Origin of the sequence: Sphingomonas sp. VDB2 (assembly GCF_047946695.1) — a bacterium.
In the GTDB taxonomy this organism is placed as follows: domain Bacteria; phylum Pseudomonadota; class Alphaproteobacteria; order Sphingomonadales; family Sphingomonadaceae; genus Sphingobium; species Sphingobium bisphenolicum.
The window spans coordinates 2562751-2582324 of the sequence record NZ_CP159615.1 but is presented as its reverse complement, the minus strand read 5'-3'; the positions used below and the strand labels follow the sequence as shown (position 1 = coordinate 2582324).

Genomic DNA, 19574 nt, shown 5'->3' with positions numbered 1-19574 from the left:
ATGGCGGCGGCTAATCAAGACCCAAGGCGAGAGACAAACCGGGATTTCCCCCCTGTTACCCGGTCCCCCCTCTCGCCGCGAAGCGCTTCAAGGGCGCGATCGAGACCCCCGTTCCACGCCCCCGGAGCGGGGGTCTTACTTTGTGCGGCCTTCTTTCAGCCGCTTGCGTGTCCGCCTGCGGCCTCCTAGGTGGAATGCCATGGCCGACACCCTCTCCATCTGCTCCTGGAACATCAACTCCGTCCGTGCGCGCATCGACATCGTCGAACAGCTGCTGCGGCTCGAAGCGCCGGACATATTGTGCCTGCAGGAAACCAAGGTGGTGAACGAGACCTTCCCCACCGAAATGTTCCGCCGCATGGGCTATGTTCATCAGGTGCTGAATGGCCAGCGTATGCACCATGGCGTCGCGATCATGAGCAAGGTGCCGGTGCATGAGGATGACCGGTTCGACTGGCAGGCCAATGGCGAAGCGCGCCATGTCGGCGTGCGGCTCGACAATGGCGTGCGGATCGAAAATGTCTATGTGCCCGCCGGTGGCGACATTCCCGACCGTGATCTCAATCCCAAATTCGGCCAGAAGATGGATTTCCTCGAACGGATGATCCAATGGTCGTCCGCGCTAGGCAGCCAACCCGCCATCCTGACCGGCGACTTCAACATCGCCCCGCTGGAATGCGACGTCTGGAGCCACAAACAGTTGCTCAACGTCGTCAGTCACACGCCGGGGGAATGTGAAATCCTCGCCCGGTTGCAGGCGTCGAACGACTGGGTCGATATCGGCCGCCATTTCCATCCCGCGCCGGCGCGCCTCTATACCTGGTGGAGCTACCGCGCGAAGGACTGGGCGGAATCGGATCGCGGCCGCCGCCTCGATCATATGTGGATGACGAAGGACGTGGCGAACAAGGCGACCAGCCATCGCGTGGTCGAACCCGCACGTAGCTGGATCAAGCCGTCCGACCATATCCCCATCATCACCGAATTCGCTTTCTGATGCCTAGTGTCGCCAACGGGCGCGATGCCGCGCGCGCCATAGACGCGCTGCGTCGCGGCTGGGCCGTGCGCCTGTCCGCGCCCGATGGCGCGATTAGGCTGATGGCGATCGAGGGCGCGGATGCGGTCACGCTGGCGGACTTCGACCCGCGCGGCCAGGCCGACATCCTCATATCCGCCGCCCGCGCCGAAACCTTGAAGCTGGCCAACCAGTTGGCGGCGGCCGACCCCGACCTGCCGGTGCTGGTCGAACGCGCGCCCTGGATCGACGCCGATGTCGCCACCGCCATTTCCGACCCGGTGCTCGATCTCGCCTCGCCGCTGAAAGGGCCGTTTCGTGCCCGCCCGCTGCTTAGCCCCCAGGCCGCCAAGGCGGCGCTGCGCCTTGCCCGGCTGGCCGGCATCCTGCCCGCATTTTTCCTGATGCCTGCCGACGGCCCGGTCGAAGCGACGTTGAGCGCCGACGCTATCGCCGCCTATGACGACGCCACCCACCTCGCCATCGCCACCCGCGCCCGCCTGCCGGTGTCGGCCAGCGAGACCGGCGAAATCATCGCCTTCCGCAGCCCCGACGAACCGCGCGAGCATGTCGCGCTGGTGGTGGGCAAGCGCGATAGCTCGCCGCCGGTCATCCGCCTGCACAGCGAATGCCTGACCGGCGACGTGCTGGGCAGCCTGAAATGCGATTGCGGCCCGCAACTGCATGAGGCGCTGCACCGGATCGCCGATGCGCCCTGGGGCATCCTCCTCTATCTTCGTCAGGAAGGGCGCGGCATCGGCCTGGTCAACAAATTGCGCGCCTATGCGATGCAGGATCAGGGGTTCGACACGGTGGACGCCAATGTGCGGCTGGGCTTCGCCATCGACGCGCGCGATTTCTCGGTCGCGGCGCGGATGCTCGATCTGCTCGGCGTGGGCGCGGTGCGGCTGCTCACCAACAATCCCAACAAGGTTGCGGGACTGGAGGCGGCGGGTATTCGCGTGACGGAACGCCTGCCGATCATCCTGCCGACCAACCCGCATAATGAACGCTATCTCGCCACCAAGCGCGACCGAACCGGTCACCAGCTGTGACCGTCCTTCGCGTCGATTGCGGCGCGGGCCGCCTGACCTTCGGCGAACTGGCGATGGATTGCACTATCGGCCGGGGCGGGGCCTGCCCGGCCGCCGACAAGCGCGAAGGCGACGGCTGCACCCCGCTGGGTGTCTGGCCGATCCGCGGCGTGCTGCTCCGTCCCAACAAGATCGAACCGACCGGCCTGCGCCTGCCCTGGCGCTGGGTCCGCGCGAACGACGGCTGGTCGGACGACATCGCCGACCCGGCCTATAACCGCCCGGTTCGGTTGCCCCGCTCTTTCTCCGCCGAAAGCCTGATCCGCAGCGACGGTGCCTATGACGTCATCGTCGTCCTCGGCCATAACGATGCGCCGCCGGTGCCGGGGCAGGGCAGCGCCATCTTCTTCCACCTGTCCGAAGGCCGTCCCACCGCAGGCTGCGTCGCGGTGGACCGCGACGACATGCTGCGCCTGCTCCCGTTGCTCGCGCCGGGCGATGTGGTGGAGATCCTGTAGCTGCCGTGTTCCCGCCTGCGCGGGAACACAAGATATCGTCAAGCCCGCTCCAGCGCCTCGCCCACTTCGCCGCCCGCCGCTTCCAACAAGCGTCGTTCCAGAGTCTGCAACCGCGCCTTGCTCTCGATCTTCCCGCCCAGCAGGTCGGTGACGTAGAAGGTGTCGACCGCGCGCTCGCCATAGGTGGCGACATGGGCGCTGTGGACCGTGACCTTGGACTGGAACAGCGCATTGGCCAGGCTGAACAGCAGCGCCGGCCGGTCGCGGGCGTTCACCTCGACCACGGTGAAGCGGTTCGACGCCTTGTTGTCGATCAGCACGTTCGGCTCGATGCGGAACGCCTCGGCGCGCGTGCGGGGCAGGGGGCGCGCCGACAGCTTGGTGATCATCCGGTGCCGGTTGGACAGCGAATCCTCGATCGCGTTGCGGATGCGCTTCAGCTGGTCGGGGCTGTGGAAGGCGCCGCCCAGCGGATCCTGCACCAGGAAATTGTCGATCGCCACGCCATCGCGCGTCGTATGGATTCGCGCATCGATGATATTGCCACCGGCCAGATGGATGGCGCCCGCGATGCGATAGAACAGCCCCGGATGGTCGGCGGCATAGACGGTCACCAACGTCGCGCCGCGCTGCGGATAATATTGCGCTGCGATCGACAGCGGCGATTCGCCCGCCGCCAGGATATGCTGCGCATTGTGGAAGAGAATGTCCTCCGGCTCGGCGATCCAGTAGGATTCGGGCAGCCGCTTGCTGAATGCCGCGAACGCCGCCTCGTCCAGGCCCAGCGCCTGCCGCAGTCCGTCCTGCTTGGCCGTGACCCGCTCGCTGCGGCCCTTCTGCTTGTGACCCAGCCGCAATACTTCTTCGGCGCTGTCATACAGGTCGCCGAGCAACTGGCGTTTCCAGCTGTTCCACACCCCCGGTCCCACGGCGCGGATATCCACCACCGTCAGGCAGAGCAACAGTCGCAGCCGCTCCGGGCTTTGCACCACATCGACGAAATCGAGGATCGTCTTGTAATCGGCCAGGTCGCGCTTGAAGGCGGTGGCCGACATCAGCAGATGATAGCGCACCAGCCAGGCCACCGTCTCCGTCTCGGCCGGGGTCAGCCCCAGCCGTGGACAAAGCTGCTCGGCCACTTCGGCGCCGAGCAGACTATGGTCGCCGCCGCGCCCCTTGGCGATGTCATGCAGCAGAACCGCCACATAGAGCGCCCGCCGCGACAGCAATTTGCCCATCAGGTCGGTCGCCAGCGGATGATCCTGCGGCAACGCGCCCTTCTCGATCTGCGACAGCAGGCCGACGGCGCGGATGGTATGCTCGTCAACCGTATAGTGATGATACATGTCGAACTGCATCTGCGCGACGACGCGGCGGAAATCGGGAACGAAGCGGCCGAATACGGTCAATTCATTCATCCAGCGCAGCACCGTCTCCGGGTCGCGCGGGGACGTCAGCACCTCCATGAAGGCGGCATTGGCGCGCGGATCTTTCCGCACCCTGGCGTTGATCAGCCCCGCGTCACGGCTCGCCGCGCGGATCGCGCTGGGGTGGATCTGCAACCCGTGCTTGTCCGCCACGGCGAAGATTTCCAGCAGCCGCACCGGGTCCGCCTGGAAGAAATCGTCGCTCGGCAGGCTGAGGCGCCCGCGTTCCAGCACGAACCCGTCCAGCTTCTTGGGCCGGCGGAAGATGGACGGGATGTAGCGCCGGCCCTTTTCCGCCATCTGGTCATCCAGATGCGCCAGGAAGACGGCGGTCAGGTCGCCCACGATCTTCGCGTTCAGGAAATAATAGCGCATGAAGCGCTCGACCCCGGACCGGCCGGCGCGCCCGGTGAAGCGCATCCGCGTCGCGGTCTCCAGTTGCAGGTCGAAGGTCAGCCGATCCTCGGCGCGGCCCGTTATGGTGTGCAGATGGCATCGCACCGCCCACAGGAAATCCTCGGCCTTCTGGAACTGGCGCAGCTCGACATCGGTCAGCAGGCCGACATCGACCAGTTCGGCGACCGACTTCACCCGGTTCACATATTTGCCGATCCAGAACAAAGTGTGCAGGTCGCGCAGGCCGCCCTTGCCTTCCTTCACATTGGGCTCGACCACATAGCGGCTGTCGCCCATCCGCTTGTGCCGCTCGTCGCGCTCCACCAGCTTTTCGGTCACGAAGGCGCGGGCATTGCCCTGCATCACTTCGGCATCGAACCGCACCGACGTTTCCTCGTACAGCGCCCGGTCGCCCCAGACGTATCGCGCCTCCAGCAGGGCGGTGCGCACCGTCAGGTCGGCCTTGGCCATCCGCATCGTCTCGTCGATCGACCGGCTGCTATGGCCGACCTTCAGCCCCAGATCCCACAGCGAATAGAGCATGGATTCGATCACCTGCTCGGTCCAGCCGGTGGGCTTCCACGGGGTGATGAACCCGATATCGACATCGCTGTGCGGCGCCATTTCGCCCCGGCCATAGCCGCCCACCGCGATCAGGGCGATCCGCTCGCCCGTACTGCGATTGCCCGCCGGATAGAGATGATGCGTGGTCGCATCGTAGAGCAGGCGTAAAATCTGGTCGATCAGGAAGGCGAAGGCGGTCACGGATTCGCGCCCGCGCGTCGGTTTCGCCTCCAGCCGTTTGGCGACTTCGGCCCGGCCATGCTCCAGCGCCGCCTTCAATTCCTTGACGATTTCGGCGCGCAGCCGCGTGCTATCGCCCCGATGCTCCGTCGCCAGGGCGTTGATCGTGTCGGAAATCGCGCGCCGGTCGATGATCGCGCGGCGCGATCCCAGCGCGGGGAACTGCATGACCATCTGGTGTCTCTAGTCGGGCCGCCGCTCGGCAGCCAGTTGTTTCAACCGATATATGTGATCGAGCGCCTCACGCGGGGACAGGGCGTCGGCGTCGATCGCGTCGATCGCCGCCAGAAGCGGGTCGGGCGCGGCCTCCGCCTGCACCGCGACCGCCGCGAACAGCGGCAGGTCGTCCAGCCCCGCGGCGATCCCGCCGGTCTTCGCCTTGCCCGCTTCCAGCCGCGCCAGCACATCCTTGGCGCGCTTCAACACCGCTTGCGGCAACCCCGCCAGTCGCGCCACCGCCAGGCCATAGCTGCGATCGGCCGGGCCGTCGCTCAGTTCGTGCAGCAGGACGAGGTCGCCCTTCCACTCGCGCGCCCGCACATGATGCAGCGACAGCGACGACAACGTCTCGGCCAGCCGGGTCAACTCGTGATAATGCGTCGCGAAGAGGCAGCGACAGCGATTGACCTCATGCACCGCCTCCACCACCGCCCAGGCCAGCGCCAGCCCGTCATAGGTGGATGTGCCGCGCCCGACCTCGTCCAGGATGACGAAACTCCGTTCGGTCGCCTGGCTCAGGATCGCGGCCGTCTCGACCATCTCGACCATGAAGGTCGACCGCCCCTTGGCCAGATTGTCCGACGCGCCGACCCGGCTGAACAGCCGGTCGACCAAAGTCAGCGTCGCCGCCTGCGCCGGGACATAGCCCCCCGCCTGCGCCAATATGACGATCAGCGCATTCTGCCGCAGGAACGTGGACTTGCCGCCCATGTTCGGGCCGGTGACGAGCCATAGCCGGTCGCCGTCGGACAGGCGGCAGTCGTTCGCGACAAAGGGCTGGCCTTCCTTGCGCAGTGCATCTTCCACCACCGGATGCCGCCCGCCGACGATATCCAGGCACGGACCGGCGCCGTCGTCGCCCACGAAATGCGGCCGCTGCCAGCCGCCCTCGGCCGCCCGTTCGGCGAGCGATGCGGCGACGTCCAGCCGGGCCAGCGCATCGGCCGCGCGCGCAATGTCGCTCTTGCGGTCCAGCACCGCGCCGATCAGCTCCTCCAGATGCGCGGCTTCCGCCACCAGCGCATGGGCGCCCGCCTGCGCCACGCGCCCGGCTTCTTCGTGCAGGTCGATCGAATTGAACCGCACCACCCCGGCCAGCGTCTGGCGATGGGTGAAGCCGCTGTCGGGCTGCATCAGCGTGTCGGCGGCGCGGGCGGGCACCTCGACATGATAGCCCAGCACGCCGTTATGCCGGATCTTCAGCGCGGATATACCGGTCTGCGCGCGATATTTCGCCTCCAGCGCGGCGATCGCGCGGCGGCCGTCTCCCGCCATGCGGCGCAGTTCGTCCAGTGCGGGATCATAGCCGTCGGCGATATAGCCGCCACTCGCCGTCTCGGTGGGCGGTGCGGGCACCAGCGCGCGCGCCAGCGCATCGACCAGCGCGCCATGGCCGTCCAGCGCCGGCAATATCCGCGCCAGCAACAGCGGCGGCTCGGCCAGCCGCCCCAGCCGCTCGCGCAGCAAGCGCGCTTCGCCGAGCCCATCGCGCAACTGGCCCAGATCGCGTGGGCTGCCACGTCCCACCGCCACGCGCCCCAGCGCCCGACCGATGTCCGGCAGCGCCCGCAACGCGCCGCGCAACTGATCGCGCAAGGTCGCATCGTCGTGGAATAGCTGCACCAGCCCCAGCCGCGCCTCGATCGTCGCCAGGTCCATCAGCGGCGCGGACAGATCCTGCCCCAGCAGCCGCGCACCCGCGCCCGTCACGGTGCGGTCGATCGCGCCCAGCAGGCTGCCCGCCCGCGCGCCCGCCATGGTCGCCACGATCTCCAGGCTTTCGCGCGTCGCCGCGTCGATCGCCACATGGCCGCCGCTCGCCTTGCGCAAGGGCGGCGCGAGGAAGGGCAGGGTGCCCTTGCCCGCATGATCGAGATAGGCGATCAGCCCGCCCATCGCCGCCAGCTCGGCACGGCCGAACTGGCCGAACCCGTCCAGGGTCGTGACCCCGAACAGGCGCTTCAACGCCTCGTCCGCTCGCGCGCTCGAAAAGGCGGCGCGATCGAAAGGATGGCAATCGGCCACGCCCAGCGTCGATCCCTCCGCTACCACCGTCTCGCTCGGCCGCAGCCGTGCCAGTTCAGCGGGCAGGTCGCCCAGCGGGCAGGTCATCGTCTCGAACCGGCCTGTGGAAATGTCGGCGGCGGCGATGCCGATCTCGCCCGCCTCCTCCCCGCCGACCTGCGCCAGCGCGACCAGCATATTGTCGCGCCGGCTGTCGAGCAAAGTCTCCTCGGTCAGCGTGCCGGCGGTGACGTAGCGCACGATCGCCCGCGCCACCAATGTCTTGCCGCCGCGCGCCTTGGCCTGCGCCGGCGTCTCGGTCTGCTCGGCGATGGCGACGCGATGCCCGCCCTTGATGAGGCGCGCCAGATACCCCTCGGCGCTATGCACCGGCACGCCGCACATCGGGATCGGCGCGCCGCCATGTTCGCCCCGGCTGGTCAGCGCGATGTCCAGCGTCGCCGCGGCTTGTCTGGCGTCGTCGAAGAAAAGTTCGAAGAAATCGCCCATGCGGTAGAAGAGCAGGCAATCCTGCGCTTGGCGCTTGAGCGTCAGATATTGGGCCATCATCGGCGTGGGGGCGGCTGTATCGGTCGAAAGGGCCATGGCACAAGCCGATAGCCTGAACCCCGCACCGAAACCAGAGCTTCGCCCAGACGCCCAGAAAATTGCGCGTCTCGCACTTGCCCACAGGATAATGTTACCGCTAGGGCCGCCCTGTTGTTCCAATATATGGGTGCCGCGATGTCCGATCGATCGAATGTGGAATTTTCCGAGCGCGAGGCGCTGTTCTTCCATTCGACCGGCCGCCCCGGCAAGATCGAGATCATCGCGTCGAAGCCGATGGCGACCCAGCGCGACCTGAGCCTCGCTTATTCCCCCGGCGTCGCGGTGCCGGTGCTGGCGATCGCGAAAGACCCCGCCACCGCCTATGACTATACCGCCAAGGGCAATCTGGTCGCGGTCATCACCAACGGCACGGCGATCCTGGGCCTGGGCAATCTCGGCGCGCTGGCGTCCAAGCCGGTGATGGAGGGCAAGGCCGTGCTCTTCAAGCGCTTCGCCGACGTGGACAGCATCGACATCGAACTCAAGACTGAGGATGTCGATCGCTTCATCGACGCGGTCGAGCTGATGGAGCCGACCTTCGGCGGCATCAACCTTGAAGATATCAAGGCGCCCGAATGCTTCATCATCGAACAGACGTTGAAAGAGCGGATGAACATTCCGGTCTTCCATGACGACCAGCATGGCACCGCGATCATCGCGGCCGCCGGCGTCATCAACGCCGCGCTGCTGACCGGGCGCGAGATGAAGGATATGAAGGTGGTGGTGAACGGCGCTGGCGCCGCCTCCATCAGCTGCACCGAACTGATCAAGGCGCTGGGCGTCCCCCATGAAAACGTCATCATGTGCGACAGCAAGGGCGTGATCTACCAGGGCCGTACCGAGGGCATGAACCAGTGGAAGTCGGCCCATGCGGTCCGCACCGACGCCCGGACGCTGGCGGAAGCGGTCAAGGGCGCCGACGTGTTCCTGGGCCTGTCGGTCGCGGGCGCGATGACGCAGGACATGGTGAAGTCCATGGGGCCAAAGCCGATCATCTTCGCCATGGCCAATCCAGACCCCGAAATCCTGCCGCCCGACGCCCATGCCGTGCGTCCCGACGTGATCGTCGCGACCGGCCGGTCGGACTTTCCCAACCAGGTCAACAACGTCCTGGGCTTCCCGTTCATTTTCCGCGGCGCGCTCGACGTGCGGGCGACCGGGATCAACGAAGCGATGAAGCTGGCCGCCGCCCACGCCATTGCCAATCTGGCGCGCGAACAGGTGCCGGAGGAAGTGGCCAAGGCCTATGGCCGATCGCACAGTTTCGGCCCGGACTATATCATCCCCGCGCCCTTCGACCCGCGCCTGATGGAGGTCGTGCCCGCCGCCGTCGCCCAGGCGGCGATGGAAACCGGCGTCGCGCAAAAGCCGATCGCGGACATGGCGGCCTACCGCCAGTCGCTGAAGGCCCGGCTCAACCCGACCACCACCGTCCTCACCACCGCCTATGAAGTGGCGAAGGCCAATCCCAAGCGCGTCGTCTTCGCCGAGGCGGAAGAGGAAGTGGTGCTGCGCGCGGCGATCCAGTTCCGCGAGCTGGGCTATGGCATCCCGGTGCTGGTCGGCCGTGGCGAGGTAGTCGAAAAGCTGAAGGAACTGGGCGTCCGCGACCCCGAAAGCTTCGAACTGCACAACAGCGTCAATTCGCCGCTGGTGCCCGACATGGTCAACCTGCTCTACGCCCGGCTTCAGCGCCGCGGCTATCTGCGCCGCGATTGCGAGCGGATGGTCAATCGCGACCGCAACATCTTCGGCACCTTGCTGGTCAAGATGGGCGTGGCCGACGCGATGATCACCGGCATGACCCGCCCCTATGCGCAGACGCTGCGCGAAGTGAAGCGGGTGATGGACCCCGCGGCCGGCCGCACCCCGTTCGGCATCCATGTGCTGGTGGCCAAGGACAAGACCGTGTTCCTGGCCGACACCACGGTCAACGAACGCCCCACCGCCGGCGAACTGGCCGACATCGCGGAAGGCACGGTGGCGGTCGCCCGCCGCATGGGGGTCGACCCGCGCGTCGCCTTCCTCTCCTATTCCAATTTCGGCAATCCGCCCGGCGCCTTCCTGGAAAATGTGCGCGGCGCGGTGAAGCTGCTCGACGAACGCGCTGTCGATTTCGAATATGAAGGCGAAATGACCGCCGATGTGGCGCTCAACCCCGCCGTCATGAAAAATTATCCGTTCAGCCGCCTGTCCGGCCCGGCCAACGTTCTGGTCATGCCGGGACTGCAATCGGCTAACATCTCGGCCAAGCTGCTGCGCGAACTGGGGGGCACGTCGATGATCGGGCCGGTTCTGGTCGGCATGGAAAAATCGGTGCAGATCGCCACCATGTCGTCCAACGCGTCCGAACTGCTGACCCTCGCGGTGCTGGCGGCGGGCGGCGTCGCGCTTTGATAGCGCCCCATTCTGCGCGAGAGGGGAAGGCATGAAATATCTCGGGAGCAACGCATGAGCATGGCCAGTTTCGACAGTGCGACTTTCCGGCGGGTGCTGGGCCATTATCCCACCGGCGTCTGCGTCGTGACCGCGGTGGAGGCGGACGGCGCGCCCGTCGCCATGGTGGTCGGCTCCTTCACCTCGGTGTCGCTTGATCCGCCGCTGGTGGCCTTCTTCCCCGCCAAAAGCTCGACCAGCTGGCCGCGCATCCAGGCAGTCGGCAAATTTTGCGTCAACGTCCTCGCCAGCGACCAGAAGCCGCTCTGCCGCCAGATCGCCGGCCCCGGTCCGGACAAGTTCGCCGGCATCGCCCATCGCGTATCGGCCAACGGTTCGCCGATCCTCGACGATGTCGTCGCCTGGATCGACTGCACGCTGGACGCGGTGCACGAGGCGGGCGACCATGACATCGCGCTCGGCCGGGTCGTCGCGCTGGAAGTGGACCGTCCGGGCAGTCCGCTGCTCTTCTTCCAGGGCAATTACGGGGAATTTTCCCTGCTCGAATGAAGGATATCGGTGCGGTGCGGCGTCTTCAGGGGATAGCAAGGTTCGGGCGCGCATTATTCGGCAGAAATATCTATCGGACATGCGGGGGAAATATTACCCCTCCTTAACGCAGATTATCTAATGCCCATCATCTAATGTCTTGCCCGTCGCCCCCTGACCGGACCGCCCCCATGACCGCGCTGCTCATTACCGTCGACACCGAACTCTCCTCCTCGCTGCACCAGCGGGGCGTCGGGCTGGCGGATAATGTGGATCGCTCGATCTGGGCGCAGGCGCAGGGCAAACCCTACGGCATCGGCTGGCAGATGGATCTGCTCGATCGCCATGGCCTCAAGGGTGTCTTCTTCCTCGATCCCATGCCGGCATTGGTCCATGGCGCCGATTTCCTGACGCCGATCGTGGGTGCTATCGTGGATCGCGGGCATGAGGTGCAGATGCACATCCACAGCGAATGGCTCGCCTGGGCGAACGACTCGCCGGTCGGTGGCCGACAGGGCCGCAATATCGGCGATTTCTCGTTTTCCGATCAGCTCGTCCTGCTGGGCCTTGCCAAAAGATTGCTGGAACAGGCGGGCGCCCCCGCCATCACCGCTTTCCGCGCCGGCAATTTCGGCGCCAATGACGACACGCTGCGCGCGCTCGCGACCCTGGGCGTCGCCTGGGACAGCAGCGTCAACCCCGCCTATCTCGGCCGCGAATGTCGCATCAGCGCCGACCCGGCGCAGATCGGCGCGACCCGATTGCTCGGCGTCGGCGCATTGCCTGTTTCCGGCATCGCCGACCGTCCTGGCGGCTTCCGCCCAGCCCAGATTTGCGCCATGTCGGCCGCCGAAATGCGCGCCGGGCTGCGCCATGCCGTGCGCGAAGGGCATGACGCGTTCGTCGTCGTCACCCATAGTTTCGAAATGCTCTCGCGCGACCGCCAGCGCCCCAACCGCGCCGTGATGGCCCGGTTCGAGGCGTTGTGCCGCGAAGCCGCCCGCTTGCCCGGCGTGCAGGGCGCGGGGTTCAACGACCTGCCCGCCGACCTGGCCGACCGCCCGGCACGCCACCTTAGCCGCGCCGCGCCCAGCCAGTGGCGCACCGGCCTGCGCATCGCGCAGCAGGCCTGGGCGACCTGGCGCTACGAACATCGGCTGGTCCCTGCGTGACCGCGTTTCCGGGCGTACTGCTTCTGGGTCTGGAAAATGCGATCGGGCTGACGGTCGCGCGCGAACTGGGCGGTCATGGCGTGACGGTTCATGGCATCGCGCGCAGCGCCGCCTCGATCGGCACGGCGTCGCGCCATTGCACCGACTGGACGCTGCGCCCCTCTGGTCCCATTGCCGACTGGCTGCCCGACCTGATCGACCGCACCGGGGCGCAAGCGGTGCTGGCGGTGTCGGAATCCGACCTCATCGAACTGGCCGCCCTGCCGCCGATGATCGGCGATTGCCATATTCTCGTCCCACGGCCGGAACCGCTGGAACGGGTGCTCGACAAGTTGCAGACGCTCCATGCGGCCGCTACCGCCGGATTGCGCGTGCCGCAGACCTGGCAGCCGCGCGCGGGCGAGGATTTCGCGGCCCGCGCCGCGCAGATGCGATACCCGCTTGTCGCCAAATGGGCCAATCCGCCTGAAATCATGGCGGTGTTGGAGCAGGCGGGGCTGGAATGGATCAAGACCGACTATGTCCGCACGCCGGACCAACTGGTCGCGCTGCTGGACCGCTACACCCCCGTCGGACGCTGGCCGCTGATCCAGCAATATTGCCGTGGCGTCGGCCTCGGCCAGATGCTCTATATGCAGGACGGCCAGGCCACGCTGCGCTTCCAGCATCGTCGACTGCACGAATGGCCGCCCGAAGGCGGCGTCTCCACCCTGTGCCGCGCCGAACCGACCGGATCGCATCACGCGCAGATGGCGCTCTCGGAAAAGCTGTTGCGCGCGCTCGACTGGGAAGGGCAGGCGATGGTCGAATATCGCTACGAGCCCGACAGCGATCGTTATTGGCTGATGGAGGTCAACGGCCGCTTCTGGGGCAGCCTGCCGCTGGCGCGCCATTGTGGCGCCGATTTCGCCTGGGAAGCCTATCGGCGCAAGGTGTTGGGCCAGACCGATGCCGCGCCGCCGCCGCGCGACGATCTGCGCGCGCGCTACATGGTGCCTGAAACGAAGCGGCTGGCGCGCATCCTGTTCGCGCCCGGTCGCATCGGCGATCCGTTCTTCCGCCGTCGCCCGCTGTTCGACCTGGCCAGCTACCTGCTCGCCTTTATCGATCCGCGCGCGCGCTATTATGTCTTCAGCCGCTCGGACATGCGCCCCTGGCTGCGCGACATGGCGCAGATGGTCAGGAAAGCCGTGCGCCGGGAAAGGCGCTGACCAGCCCGTCGATCGCTCGCTCGATGCGGCGCAGACAGGTCGCCATATAGCGGTCGTCCAGTCCATAGGGATCGTGCAGATGCGGCACTATCGGCCGCGTCCAGCGCCCAAGCAAAACCCGTGGTAGACCCGCCAGGCGCGCATCGGCGGCCAGCCGATGCAATTGCCGCACCTCCATGGCGAGCAACAGGTCGCCGTCTTGCGGCGCATAATCCTGCATGTCGATCGCCTTGTGGTCGGACAGGTCATGGCCCAGCGCCCGCGCCGCCATGATCGCGGGTTCATGCGCGGCCCGCCCGGTGGTGGTGGACAGGCCGAAGGAGGCCGTGTTGAGCCCCGCGCGCCGGCCCGCGACATCGGCAAAGGCGCTGCGACAGATATTGCCCTGGCACACGAACACCAGCCGCCGCACCTGCGCCGGATCGGGCGCGCGGCTGGCCGACCTGCCGAGCATGAGCTGCGGATAGGAAAGGGCGAGGCGAACAAGCCCGCGAAAGGTGCCGAAGCGGGATCGGATCAACGCACGGAACCTGTAAAAATTGGCGGAGACGGAGGACATTGAATAGCGCTTGTAAGCCCTTGTTCTTGCTTGCCCACTATCCCGAAAATCCTCGATCATACCATAGGCGATACCATAGCGAGATTTGTCGCGGTGGTGAGGGGCTGAGCATTCCTAGAGGCTGTCGATAACGAAGTCGAGCGGGAGAAAATATCATGAGAGGGGTAACGGGAAAAGTGTGACATCCGTAACATCGGCGGTTTTCTGCGGGTTTGCGACGTGATTTCAAACGTGATGCCAACGTAATCATGTCACACTTTGAAAACGTAATATTCTATCATTCAAAACCCTAGGATTTCTGCGGGGGTTACAGTTTTCGAGAGCCGAGATGACATCAAACAACAAGGTCGATGTAATCAATAATATCCTGTTAATTCAGTTGCTTGTATGCCTGCTTAAGGCGAGGCGAACAGATGTCACGTCTCCCCGCCCCCTCCCTCAATGGCGGAGGCATCCGCGCGCGAAATTTTGCCGGGCCTTCCAATCAATTTTTCCCTCGCAGGTGCATCAAATTGCATCACGGAAGTGCATCGAAATTGGTCGAGGCCGCCCAGGGTTTGAGCCGGTTTGAGCCAACCGCCGCCACTGCATCAAAAGGGACATAAAAAGCGCGCGGGCGAGGCGGGGGATTAAGCGCGCAATTCGGGGTGGCAACGCTGATCCGGCCCGATGGTGCCTGGCCTGCCGTGGGTAGGCCGGATTGGGTCGGCCGAGCGCCCTGCCGGCCCTCCGCCCGGCGTGGTCAAGCGCGACATAATATTGCGCGCACGAAAAAGGGCGGTCCGCACGTGCGGACCGCCCTGACATCACCCGACCCTCGTCGTTAACCAGGCAACGGGAAGTTGCTGACGATCAGTTCGGTCACCGGCTTGGGCTGGCCACCTATGGAATAGGTCGTGGCAACATCGGTCACATGGAAGCGGCCGAACGTCTCCCGCGCGCCCTGTGTCGCATTGATCGACAAGAGAAACTTGCCCCTGATCCCGTCCAGCTGGTCGGCCAGCTGATCGAAGTCCGCACGCGAAAACACGTCCTGGCCATAATCAGCCTCGCATCCCCAATAAGGCGGATCGAGATAGAAGAGTGCCCCGGACGCATCATAGCGTCGGATGAACTCGCCATAGGATAACTGCTCGATCACGACGTCGGCAAGCCGCTCGTGGATGTCCGCCAGCATTGGCTCCAGCTTTGTGATATTGAACCGCACATGGCCCACCCCAAAATTTCGGCCCTCCACCTTTCCGCCAAAAGCCAGTCGCTGGAGATAGAGGAACCGCGCCGCCCGCTGCAGATCGGTCAGCCGGTCCCCCGGCAGCGCCCGCAACCGTTCGAACTCGGCCCGGCTGCTGACGCGCCAGCGTAACATATCGATGAAATAGGGATAATGCTCCTGCAGGATGCGGAAGAAGGTGGCAACGTCACCGCTGATGTCGTTGATCGCCTCCGATCGCGGGCGGGACGTGCGGCGCAGAAAGATGCCGCCCATGCCTACGAAGGGTTCGGCATAGCTATCATGCGGCACCTGGGCGATGATCGCCACCAGGCGTCGCGCCAGATTACGCTTGCCCCCGATATAGCCGGCGGCAGGGGATACAGGATTGATTTTTTCGAGTGACATGTAGGAAAATAGCTCTCAATTGATCCACCGCCCTGGTTCAGGGGCGGGGCGGCCAGGGTGGCCGGTTGGTCGTGGCGAGAGCATCCTCGTCGGTTTGTCCGCGTTGCAGCGCGGCGTCCCCCGCCTCACAGGATAGGCTTCGCACCCATCCCGATCGGCGATGAATATCAGTCAGGCGGCCGCTTTTGCGCGCTCCTCAAACTGAACGGCTTCGACGCCCAGTTCGTCATTCACCTCCAGAAACTTTGCCTGGATCGGCTCGATTTCCAATTCGTGAAAGCTGATGATCGCGTCTGCCGGACTGCCAAAGCCACCGGCATTTTGCGGCACGATGCCGAGCAGCTGGGGCGGCACGCGGTGGGCGGCCAGCACATCGTCACGCGTCGTGTTCTTGATGCCCAGAAATTCGTCCTTCGCCCCCACCTCGGCGATCGGCAGCAATTTGATGCCGCCTTCCTTGCCGCTCGGTGCATGGACGAACAGATTGCGGAAATTGCCCGGCCCCTTCGATTTTTTGAGCGCGTCGCGCATCGCGTCCACATCGCCTTCGGCAAAATCACCGGTGGCATAGAGGATATAGCCCGCATGGCTGCCATTGAGATAATAGCGGCGGCGGAAAAGGGTGGCGCTCTCATTGAGCAAGGCCGACTGCAGGGCGGAGAGATATTCGGGCAGTCCGTAAATCTCCTGGTTGATGTCAGGCGCCATGATCTGCAGCACGCTGCCTGGTGCAAACTCACTTTCGTTGCGGAAGCCCGGCACCCACCAGAAGCTGCCCGCCTCCACGCCGCGCCGCGTATATTTGGCCAGACTATGATCGAGGCGCATGATGCCCCCCAGGCGATTGAGCCGGGCCTCGAAATAGGCATTGCCGAAGACAAGATAGTCCTGCACCGCCGCCGTGAAGGCCTTGCGCGACAGCAGCGACGTTGGCTTGAAACTGGCGGCAAGGATATTCCGCTTGAGGAGGATCGCGCTGCTATGGTGCGGACTGGCGCGAAACGCGCGCGCCAGCCCGTCCAGTGGCAAGGGCGGCTCATACCAGCGCTGATTGTGCCAGCATTCGACCATGTCCATCAATGTCGCCCGGTCCATTACGGGTTCGGGATCGCCGAAGGCGAAGGCCTCGACGCCTGCCCTCTGGCTGCTAGCGACGATCGCCCCTTGAGCCGCGTCCCGCGCCTCGGCCCGGTTCATGCGGCGCGCGCGCTTGCTCATAGGATCTCCATTGTTGCTTTGGGTGGCTCTTTGCCGTCGAGCGGCTCGTTCATGAGGACGTGCATCACGGCCCAGGCGAGATCGGCATGGCCGTCGCCGCCGCCCCTTCCCGCCTTGAAGGTGACGCTGCGTCCACTGGTGGTCAGCGTCTTCTTGATGCTGATGAAGGAGGACACGATGTCGATCCAACCGGCTTCGAAGGCGATCCGGCCCCGGCGCACGACATTCTGCGCCTTCATGACCATGCCCGCCTTCACCTCCAGCGAATATTCGATTTTCACTACGCCCTTTTCGGTTTTGGCGAGCAGCTGATAAACGCCAGCGCCGACGCCGGTGGCATCGACGCCGACATAGGTGCAATTATAGCGGGACAGGACGGCGCGGATGAACTCGGCCTGCTGTTCGAAGTCCAGACCGCGCAGCTGATGCTTTTCAAGGATGCGGAAGGTGCCGCCTTCGCTATCGGGCGGCGCCATGATGACCAGGGCGGCATTGTCGCCATCCTCGCTGTCCTGCGGATCATAACCGGCCCACACCGCGCGATTGCCATATGGCCGCGCTGCTTCGGGATTGAAGTCGGCCCATTCGACCAGGCTGTCGCAGCCGCATTTGACCAGGTCGTTGAAGCGGAAGGCGGACAGGCTGTCGTCAACGAAATCACACAGGAACAGGTTGGCGAATTCGTCGGGCGCATATTCGTCTTCCAGTTCCTCGATGTCGAACAGGTCGCATCCGCCGGCCTCGGCATCCCGGATGTTGACGATGTGCCGCCAGATGCGATCCGGCCCGACCGATCCGATCGCCAAAGCGGCATGGCTGACATCGATTTCGATCCTGTCGGCCTTTTTGCGCCGGCGGTTGCGCCGCTCGCCAGTCCAATAGGGATAGGCGGGATGGGCGACGGTCGATGGCGTCGAAAAATAGGTTTTCCGCCATTTCTTGTGAGTCGCCATGCCGGAGGCGACCTTGTTCAGTTCCTCGAACGAGTGGACCCAGAAGAATTCGTCGAAATAGAAATTACCGTGGCGCCCCTGGGCAGTGCGGAAATTGGTGCCCAGGAAATGCAGTTCGGCCGCCGCTTCCTCGGCAGGACGCAGGTCCGACGTGATCAGCATCGGATCACCCGTCAGCGCGACGCCGACCAGCTTGGCGAAGCTCACAATATAGGATCGGAACTGATGGGCCTGCGCCTTGGACGCGGACAGGAATATCTGGTTGCGCCCCGTCTCGATCGCGTCGATCAGCGCTTCGAAGGCGAAATAATAGGTCGCGCCGATCTGGCGCGACTTCAGGATCATGCGGGTGCGCTGATCCTTCGCCTGCCACCAGCGATGCTGATAATCATACAGGCCGTCGAGGAAGATACGCTTGAGTTCGGCCGCCTGCTCGACGGTGAAATGGTTCTTCTTCGCCTTCTTGCGCGCACCCGCGTTGCGGTTGCCGACCTTGTCGTTGAGGTCGCCGGCATGGCCGCCTGGCGCATCATGCCGGCGGACCCGCGCCAGACTCTCGACCTGGCGGCGAAGCGCGTCCAGTTCGACATAGTCGCCACTGGTCTTCTTTTCCTTGGCGATCAGCGTCAGCAGCCGGATTTCCAACCCGTCCTCGATCTTGCGGATCGACGGCGCATCATCCCAACGGTCGCGCTGCTTCCATGCCTCGATCGTGGCGCGCGGGATCTGGCCGCCCTTGTCGTTGACGACATGATGCAGCGCAAATTCGTCGGCGATCTGCGTAACGCCCCACCCGCGCCAATACAGGCTGCGCGCATGGCGGCGCGGATCGAACTGCCATAGGGCGGACGGCGCACCGGGCTGGGGGGATTGCGTGGTCATCGCGGCGGACCATGCCGCGCACATCCGCCACTAGGCATCGGCCTCCATTTGTAGAGGCCGCCTCTACAAATGCCCCACCTTGAGCCGATGCTCCTTTGCGTCCCTTTCTGCGCTCAACAGGGCGCGCGCCCAGCAATCACGGGAACCGGGACCGACCATGGCCAAGAGCAAATTTTTCCGCGTCTTCGTTGAAGGCTTCACCGTCAGCGACGGTCGCAAGATCGAGGCCGCATGGATCGACGACATTGTCGCGACCTTCAACACCGCCAACTATACGCCGCGCATCAACGTCGAGCATATCAAGGGTTACAGCCCTGAGCCGCCGTTCAATGGCTATGGCGACGTGGTCGCGGTTAAGGCCCAGACCGATGAATTCACCATCGACGGCCAGACTCAGCGCCGTCGCGCGCTCTATGCCCAGGTCGAACCCAATGATCAGCTGATCGCCCTGCGGGCCAAGGGGCAGAAGCCCTACCCCTCGCTGGAAATCGCCCCCGACTTCGCCGGCACCGGCAAGATCGGCATGACTGGCCTCGGCCTGACCGACAACCCCGCCTCGCTGGGCGTTGAAGCGTTCAACTTCGCCGCCTTCAAGCCGATGTTCGACGCACGCAAGACCGCCCCCGCCAATCTTTTTTCCGAGGCGTTCGAAGCCGTGGATATCGAGATGGAGGATGAGCCGGTCAGTTCGACGGGCATCGCTGCTGCCATCGCCGCCGGCTTCTCAACGCTCGCCGCCAAGTTCGCGACCGGCGAAAAGCCCAAGGAAGAACCCAAGACACCCCCGCCGCCGGCGAACGACAACAGCTTCGATGTCGCAGCCTTCAGCACGGCCCTGGGCGAGCAGGTCGCTGCCGCGATCAAGCCATCGACCGATGCAATCTCGGCCCTGCAGGGCGAATTCGCCGCAATGAAGGCGAAGCTGGAAACGACCGAACAGCCGACTTTCTCGCGCGCCCCGGCCACCGGCGGCGGTGCCACGGTCCAGACCGACTGCTGATCCAGCCCAT

14 protein-coding genes are annotated in these 19574 nt (G+C 65.1%); 8 read left to right on the top strand and 6 right to left on the bottom strand.

From position 1 onward, the window contains the following. The first annotated feature begins 199 nt into the window (after window positions 1–199). From ABT375_RS12890 to ABT375_RS12880, 3 genes are read left to right on the top strand one after another with little or no spacing between them, the layout of a single operon-like run. Window positions 200–997: an exodeoxyribonuclease III gene (locus ABT375_RS12890; RefSeq protein WP_066607182.1), complete on the top strand. Its 798-nt coding sequence runs from the start codon at window positions 200–202 to the stop codon at window positions 995–997. Continuing rightward, a complete protein-coding gene (ribA, locus tag ABT375_RS12885) occupies window positions 997–2070 on the top strand; it encodes a GTP cyclohydrolase II (RefSeq protein ID WP_224546594.1) in 1074 nt (357 codons plus the stop codon). The genes ABT375_RS12890 and ribA overlap by 1 nt, the downstream gene beginning before the upstream one ends. Further along, window positions 2067–2567, top strand: coding sequence for a L,D-transpeptidase family protein (locus ABT375_RS12880; RefSeq protein ID WP_224546593.1), 501 nt, complete (start codon window positions 2067–2069; stop codon window positions 2565–2567). The genes ribA and ABT375_RS12880 overlap by 4 nt, the downstream gene beginning before the upstream one ends. 38 nt (window positions 2568–2605) lie before the next feature. Here ABT375_RS12880 and ABT375_RS12875 read toward each other — a convergent pair whose 3' ends face one another. Continuing rightward, window positions 2606–5368: a [protein-PII] uridylyltransferase gene (locus ABT375_RS12875; RefSeq protein ID WP_416462830.1), complete on the bottom strand. Its 2763-nt coding sequence runs from the start codon at window positions 5366–5368 to the stop codon at window positions 2606–2608. 9 nt (window positions 5369–5377) lie between these two features. Next, on the bottom strand, window positions 5378–8023 hold the full coding sequence (gene mutS, locus ABT375_RS12870) for a DNA mismatch repair protein MutS (protein ID WP_261935832.1): 2646 nt from the start codon (window positions 8021–8023) through the stop codon (window positions 5378–5380). 138 nt (window positions 8024–8161) lie between these two features. Between mutS and ABT375_RS12865 the strand changes: the two genes are divergently transcribed. The 4 genes from ABT375_RS12865 to ABT375_RS12850 all read left to right on the top strand — a co-directional run bounded on the left by ABT375_RS12865 (window position 8162) and on the right by ABT375_RS12850 (window position 13334). Next, entirely contained in the window at window positions 8162–10423 is a 2262-nt protein-coding gene (locus tag ABT375_RS12865) for an NADP-dependent malic enzyme (protein ID WP_416462828.1), read from the top strand. A gap of 54 nt (window positions 10424–10477) precedes the next feature. After that, a complete protein-coding gene (locus ABT375_RS12860) occupies window positions 10478–10972 on the top strand; it encodes a flavin reductase family protein (RefSeq protein WP_224546588.1) in 495 nt (164 codons plus the stop codon). 170 nt (window positions 10973–11142) lie between these two features. Continuing rightward, on the top strand, window positions 11143–12123 hold the full coding sequence (locus ABT375_RS12855; protein WP_416462826.1) for a polysaccharide deacetylase family protein: 981 nt from the start codon (window positions 11143–11145) through the stop codon (window positions 12121–12123). Next, window positions 12120–13334 carry a carboxylate--amine ligase gene (locus ABT375_RS12850; protein WP_416462824.1) on the top strand — a complete coding sequence of 405 codons (1215 nt, stop codon included), beginning with the start codon at window positions 12120–12122 and terminating at the stop codon, window positions 13332–13334. The genes ABT375_RS12855 and ABT375_RS12850 overlap by 4 nt, the downstream gene beginning before the upstream one ends. Here ABT375_RS12850 and ABT375_RS12845 read toward each other — a convergent pair. The 4 genes from ABT375_RS12845 to ABT375_RS12830 form a co-directional block, all read right to left on the bottom strand. After that, complete coding sequence (locus tag ABT375_RS12845; protein WP_261935836.1) at window positions 13303–13854, bottom strand: phosphotyrosine protein phosphatase; 552 nt, start codon at window positions 13852–13854, stop codon at window positions 13303–13305. The genes ABT375_RS12850 and ABT375_RS12845 overlap by 32 nt on opposite strands. 862 nt (window positions 13855–14716) lie before the next feature. Beyond that, the gene (locus tag ABT375_RS12840) at window positions 14717–15511 is read right to left on the bottom strand and encodes a DNA adenine methylase (RefSeq protein ID WP_416462822.1); all 795 of its coding nucleotides are present in this window, start codon (window positions 15509–15511) and stop codon (window positions 14717–14719) included. A 171-nt stretch (window positions 15512–15682) separates the two neighbouring features. After that, a complete protein-coding gene (locus ABT375_RS12835) occupies window positions 15683–16729 on the bottom strand; it encodes a phage portal protein (protein ID WP_416462820.1) in 1047 nt (348 codons plus the stop codon). Next, on the bottom strand, window positions 16726–18564 hold the full coding sequence (locus ABT375_RS12830) for a terminase large subunit domain-containing protein (RefSeq protein WP_416462818.1): 1839 nt from the start codon (window positions 18562–18564) through the stop codon (window positions 16726–16728). The genes ABT375_RS12835 and ABT375_RS12830 overlap by 4 nt, the downstream gene beginning before the upstream one ends. Window positions 18565–18721: 157 nt before the next feature. Between ABT375_RS12830 and ABT375_RS12825 the strand changes: the two genes are divergently transcribed. Further along, on the top strand, window positions 18722–19564 hold the full coding sequence (locus ABT375_RS12825) for a GPO family capsid scaffolding protein (protein ID WP_416462816.1): 843 nt from the start codon (window positions 18722–18724) through the stop codon (window positions 19562–19564). Window positions 19565–19574 lie beyond the last annotated feature (10 nt).

What these genes read in the sequence shown, in the direction of transcription:
- ABT375_RS12860 (WP_224546588.1), top strand. Translation starts at nt 10,478, where the DNA reads ATGAGCATGGCCAGTTTCGACAGTGCGACTTTCCGGCGGGTGCTGGGC.
- mutS (WP_261935832.1), bottom strand. Translation starts at nt 8,023, where the DNA reads ATGGCCCTTTCGACCGATACAGCCGCCCCCACGCCGATGATGGCCCAA.
- ABT375_RS12830 (WP_416462818.1), bottom strand. Translation starts at nt 18,564, where the DNA reads ATGACCACGCAATCCCCCCAGCCCGGTGCGCCGTCCGCCCTATGGCAG.
- ribA (WP_224546594.1), top strand. Translation starts at nt 997, where the DNA reads ATGCCTAGTGTCGCCAACGGGCGCGATGCCGCGCGCGCCATAGACGCG.
- ABT375_RS12835 (WP_416462820.1), bottom strand. Translation starts at nt 16,729, where the DNA reads ATGAGCAAGCGCGCGCGCCGCATGAACCGGGCCGAGGCGCGGGACGCG.
- ABT375_RS12875 (WP_416462830.1), bottom strand. Translation starts at nt 5,368, where the DNA reads ATGGTCATGCAGTTCCCCGCGCTGGGATCGCGCCGCGCGATCATCGAC.
- ABT375_RS12855 (WP_416462826.1), top strand. Translation starts at nt 11,143, where the DNA reads ATGACCGCGCTGCTCATTACCGTCGACACCGAACTCTCCTCCTCGCTG.
- ABT375_RS12865 (WP_416462828.1), top strand. Translation starts at nt 8,162, where the DNA reads ATGTCCGATCGATCGAATGTGGAATTTTCCGAGCGCGAGGCGCTGTTC.
- ABT375_RS12825 (WP_416462816.1), top strand. Translation starts at nt 18,722, where the DNA reads ATGGCCAAGAGCAAATTTTTCCGCGTCTTCGTTGAAGGCTTCACCGTC.
- ABT375_RS12890 (WP_066607182.1), top strand. Translation starts at nt 200, where the DNA reads ATGGCCGACACCCTCTCCATCTGCTCCTGGAACATCAACTCCGTCCGT.
- ABT375_RS12840 (WP_416462822.1), bottom strand. Translation starts at nt 15,511, where the DNA reads ATGTCACTCGAAAAAATCAATCCTGTATCCCCTGCCGCCGGCTATATC.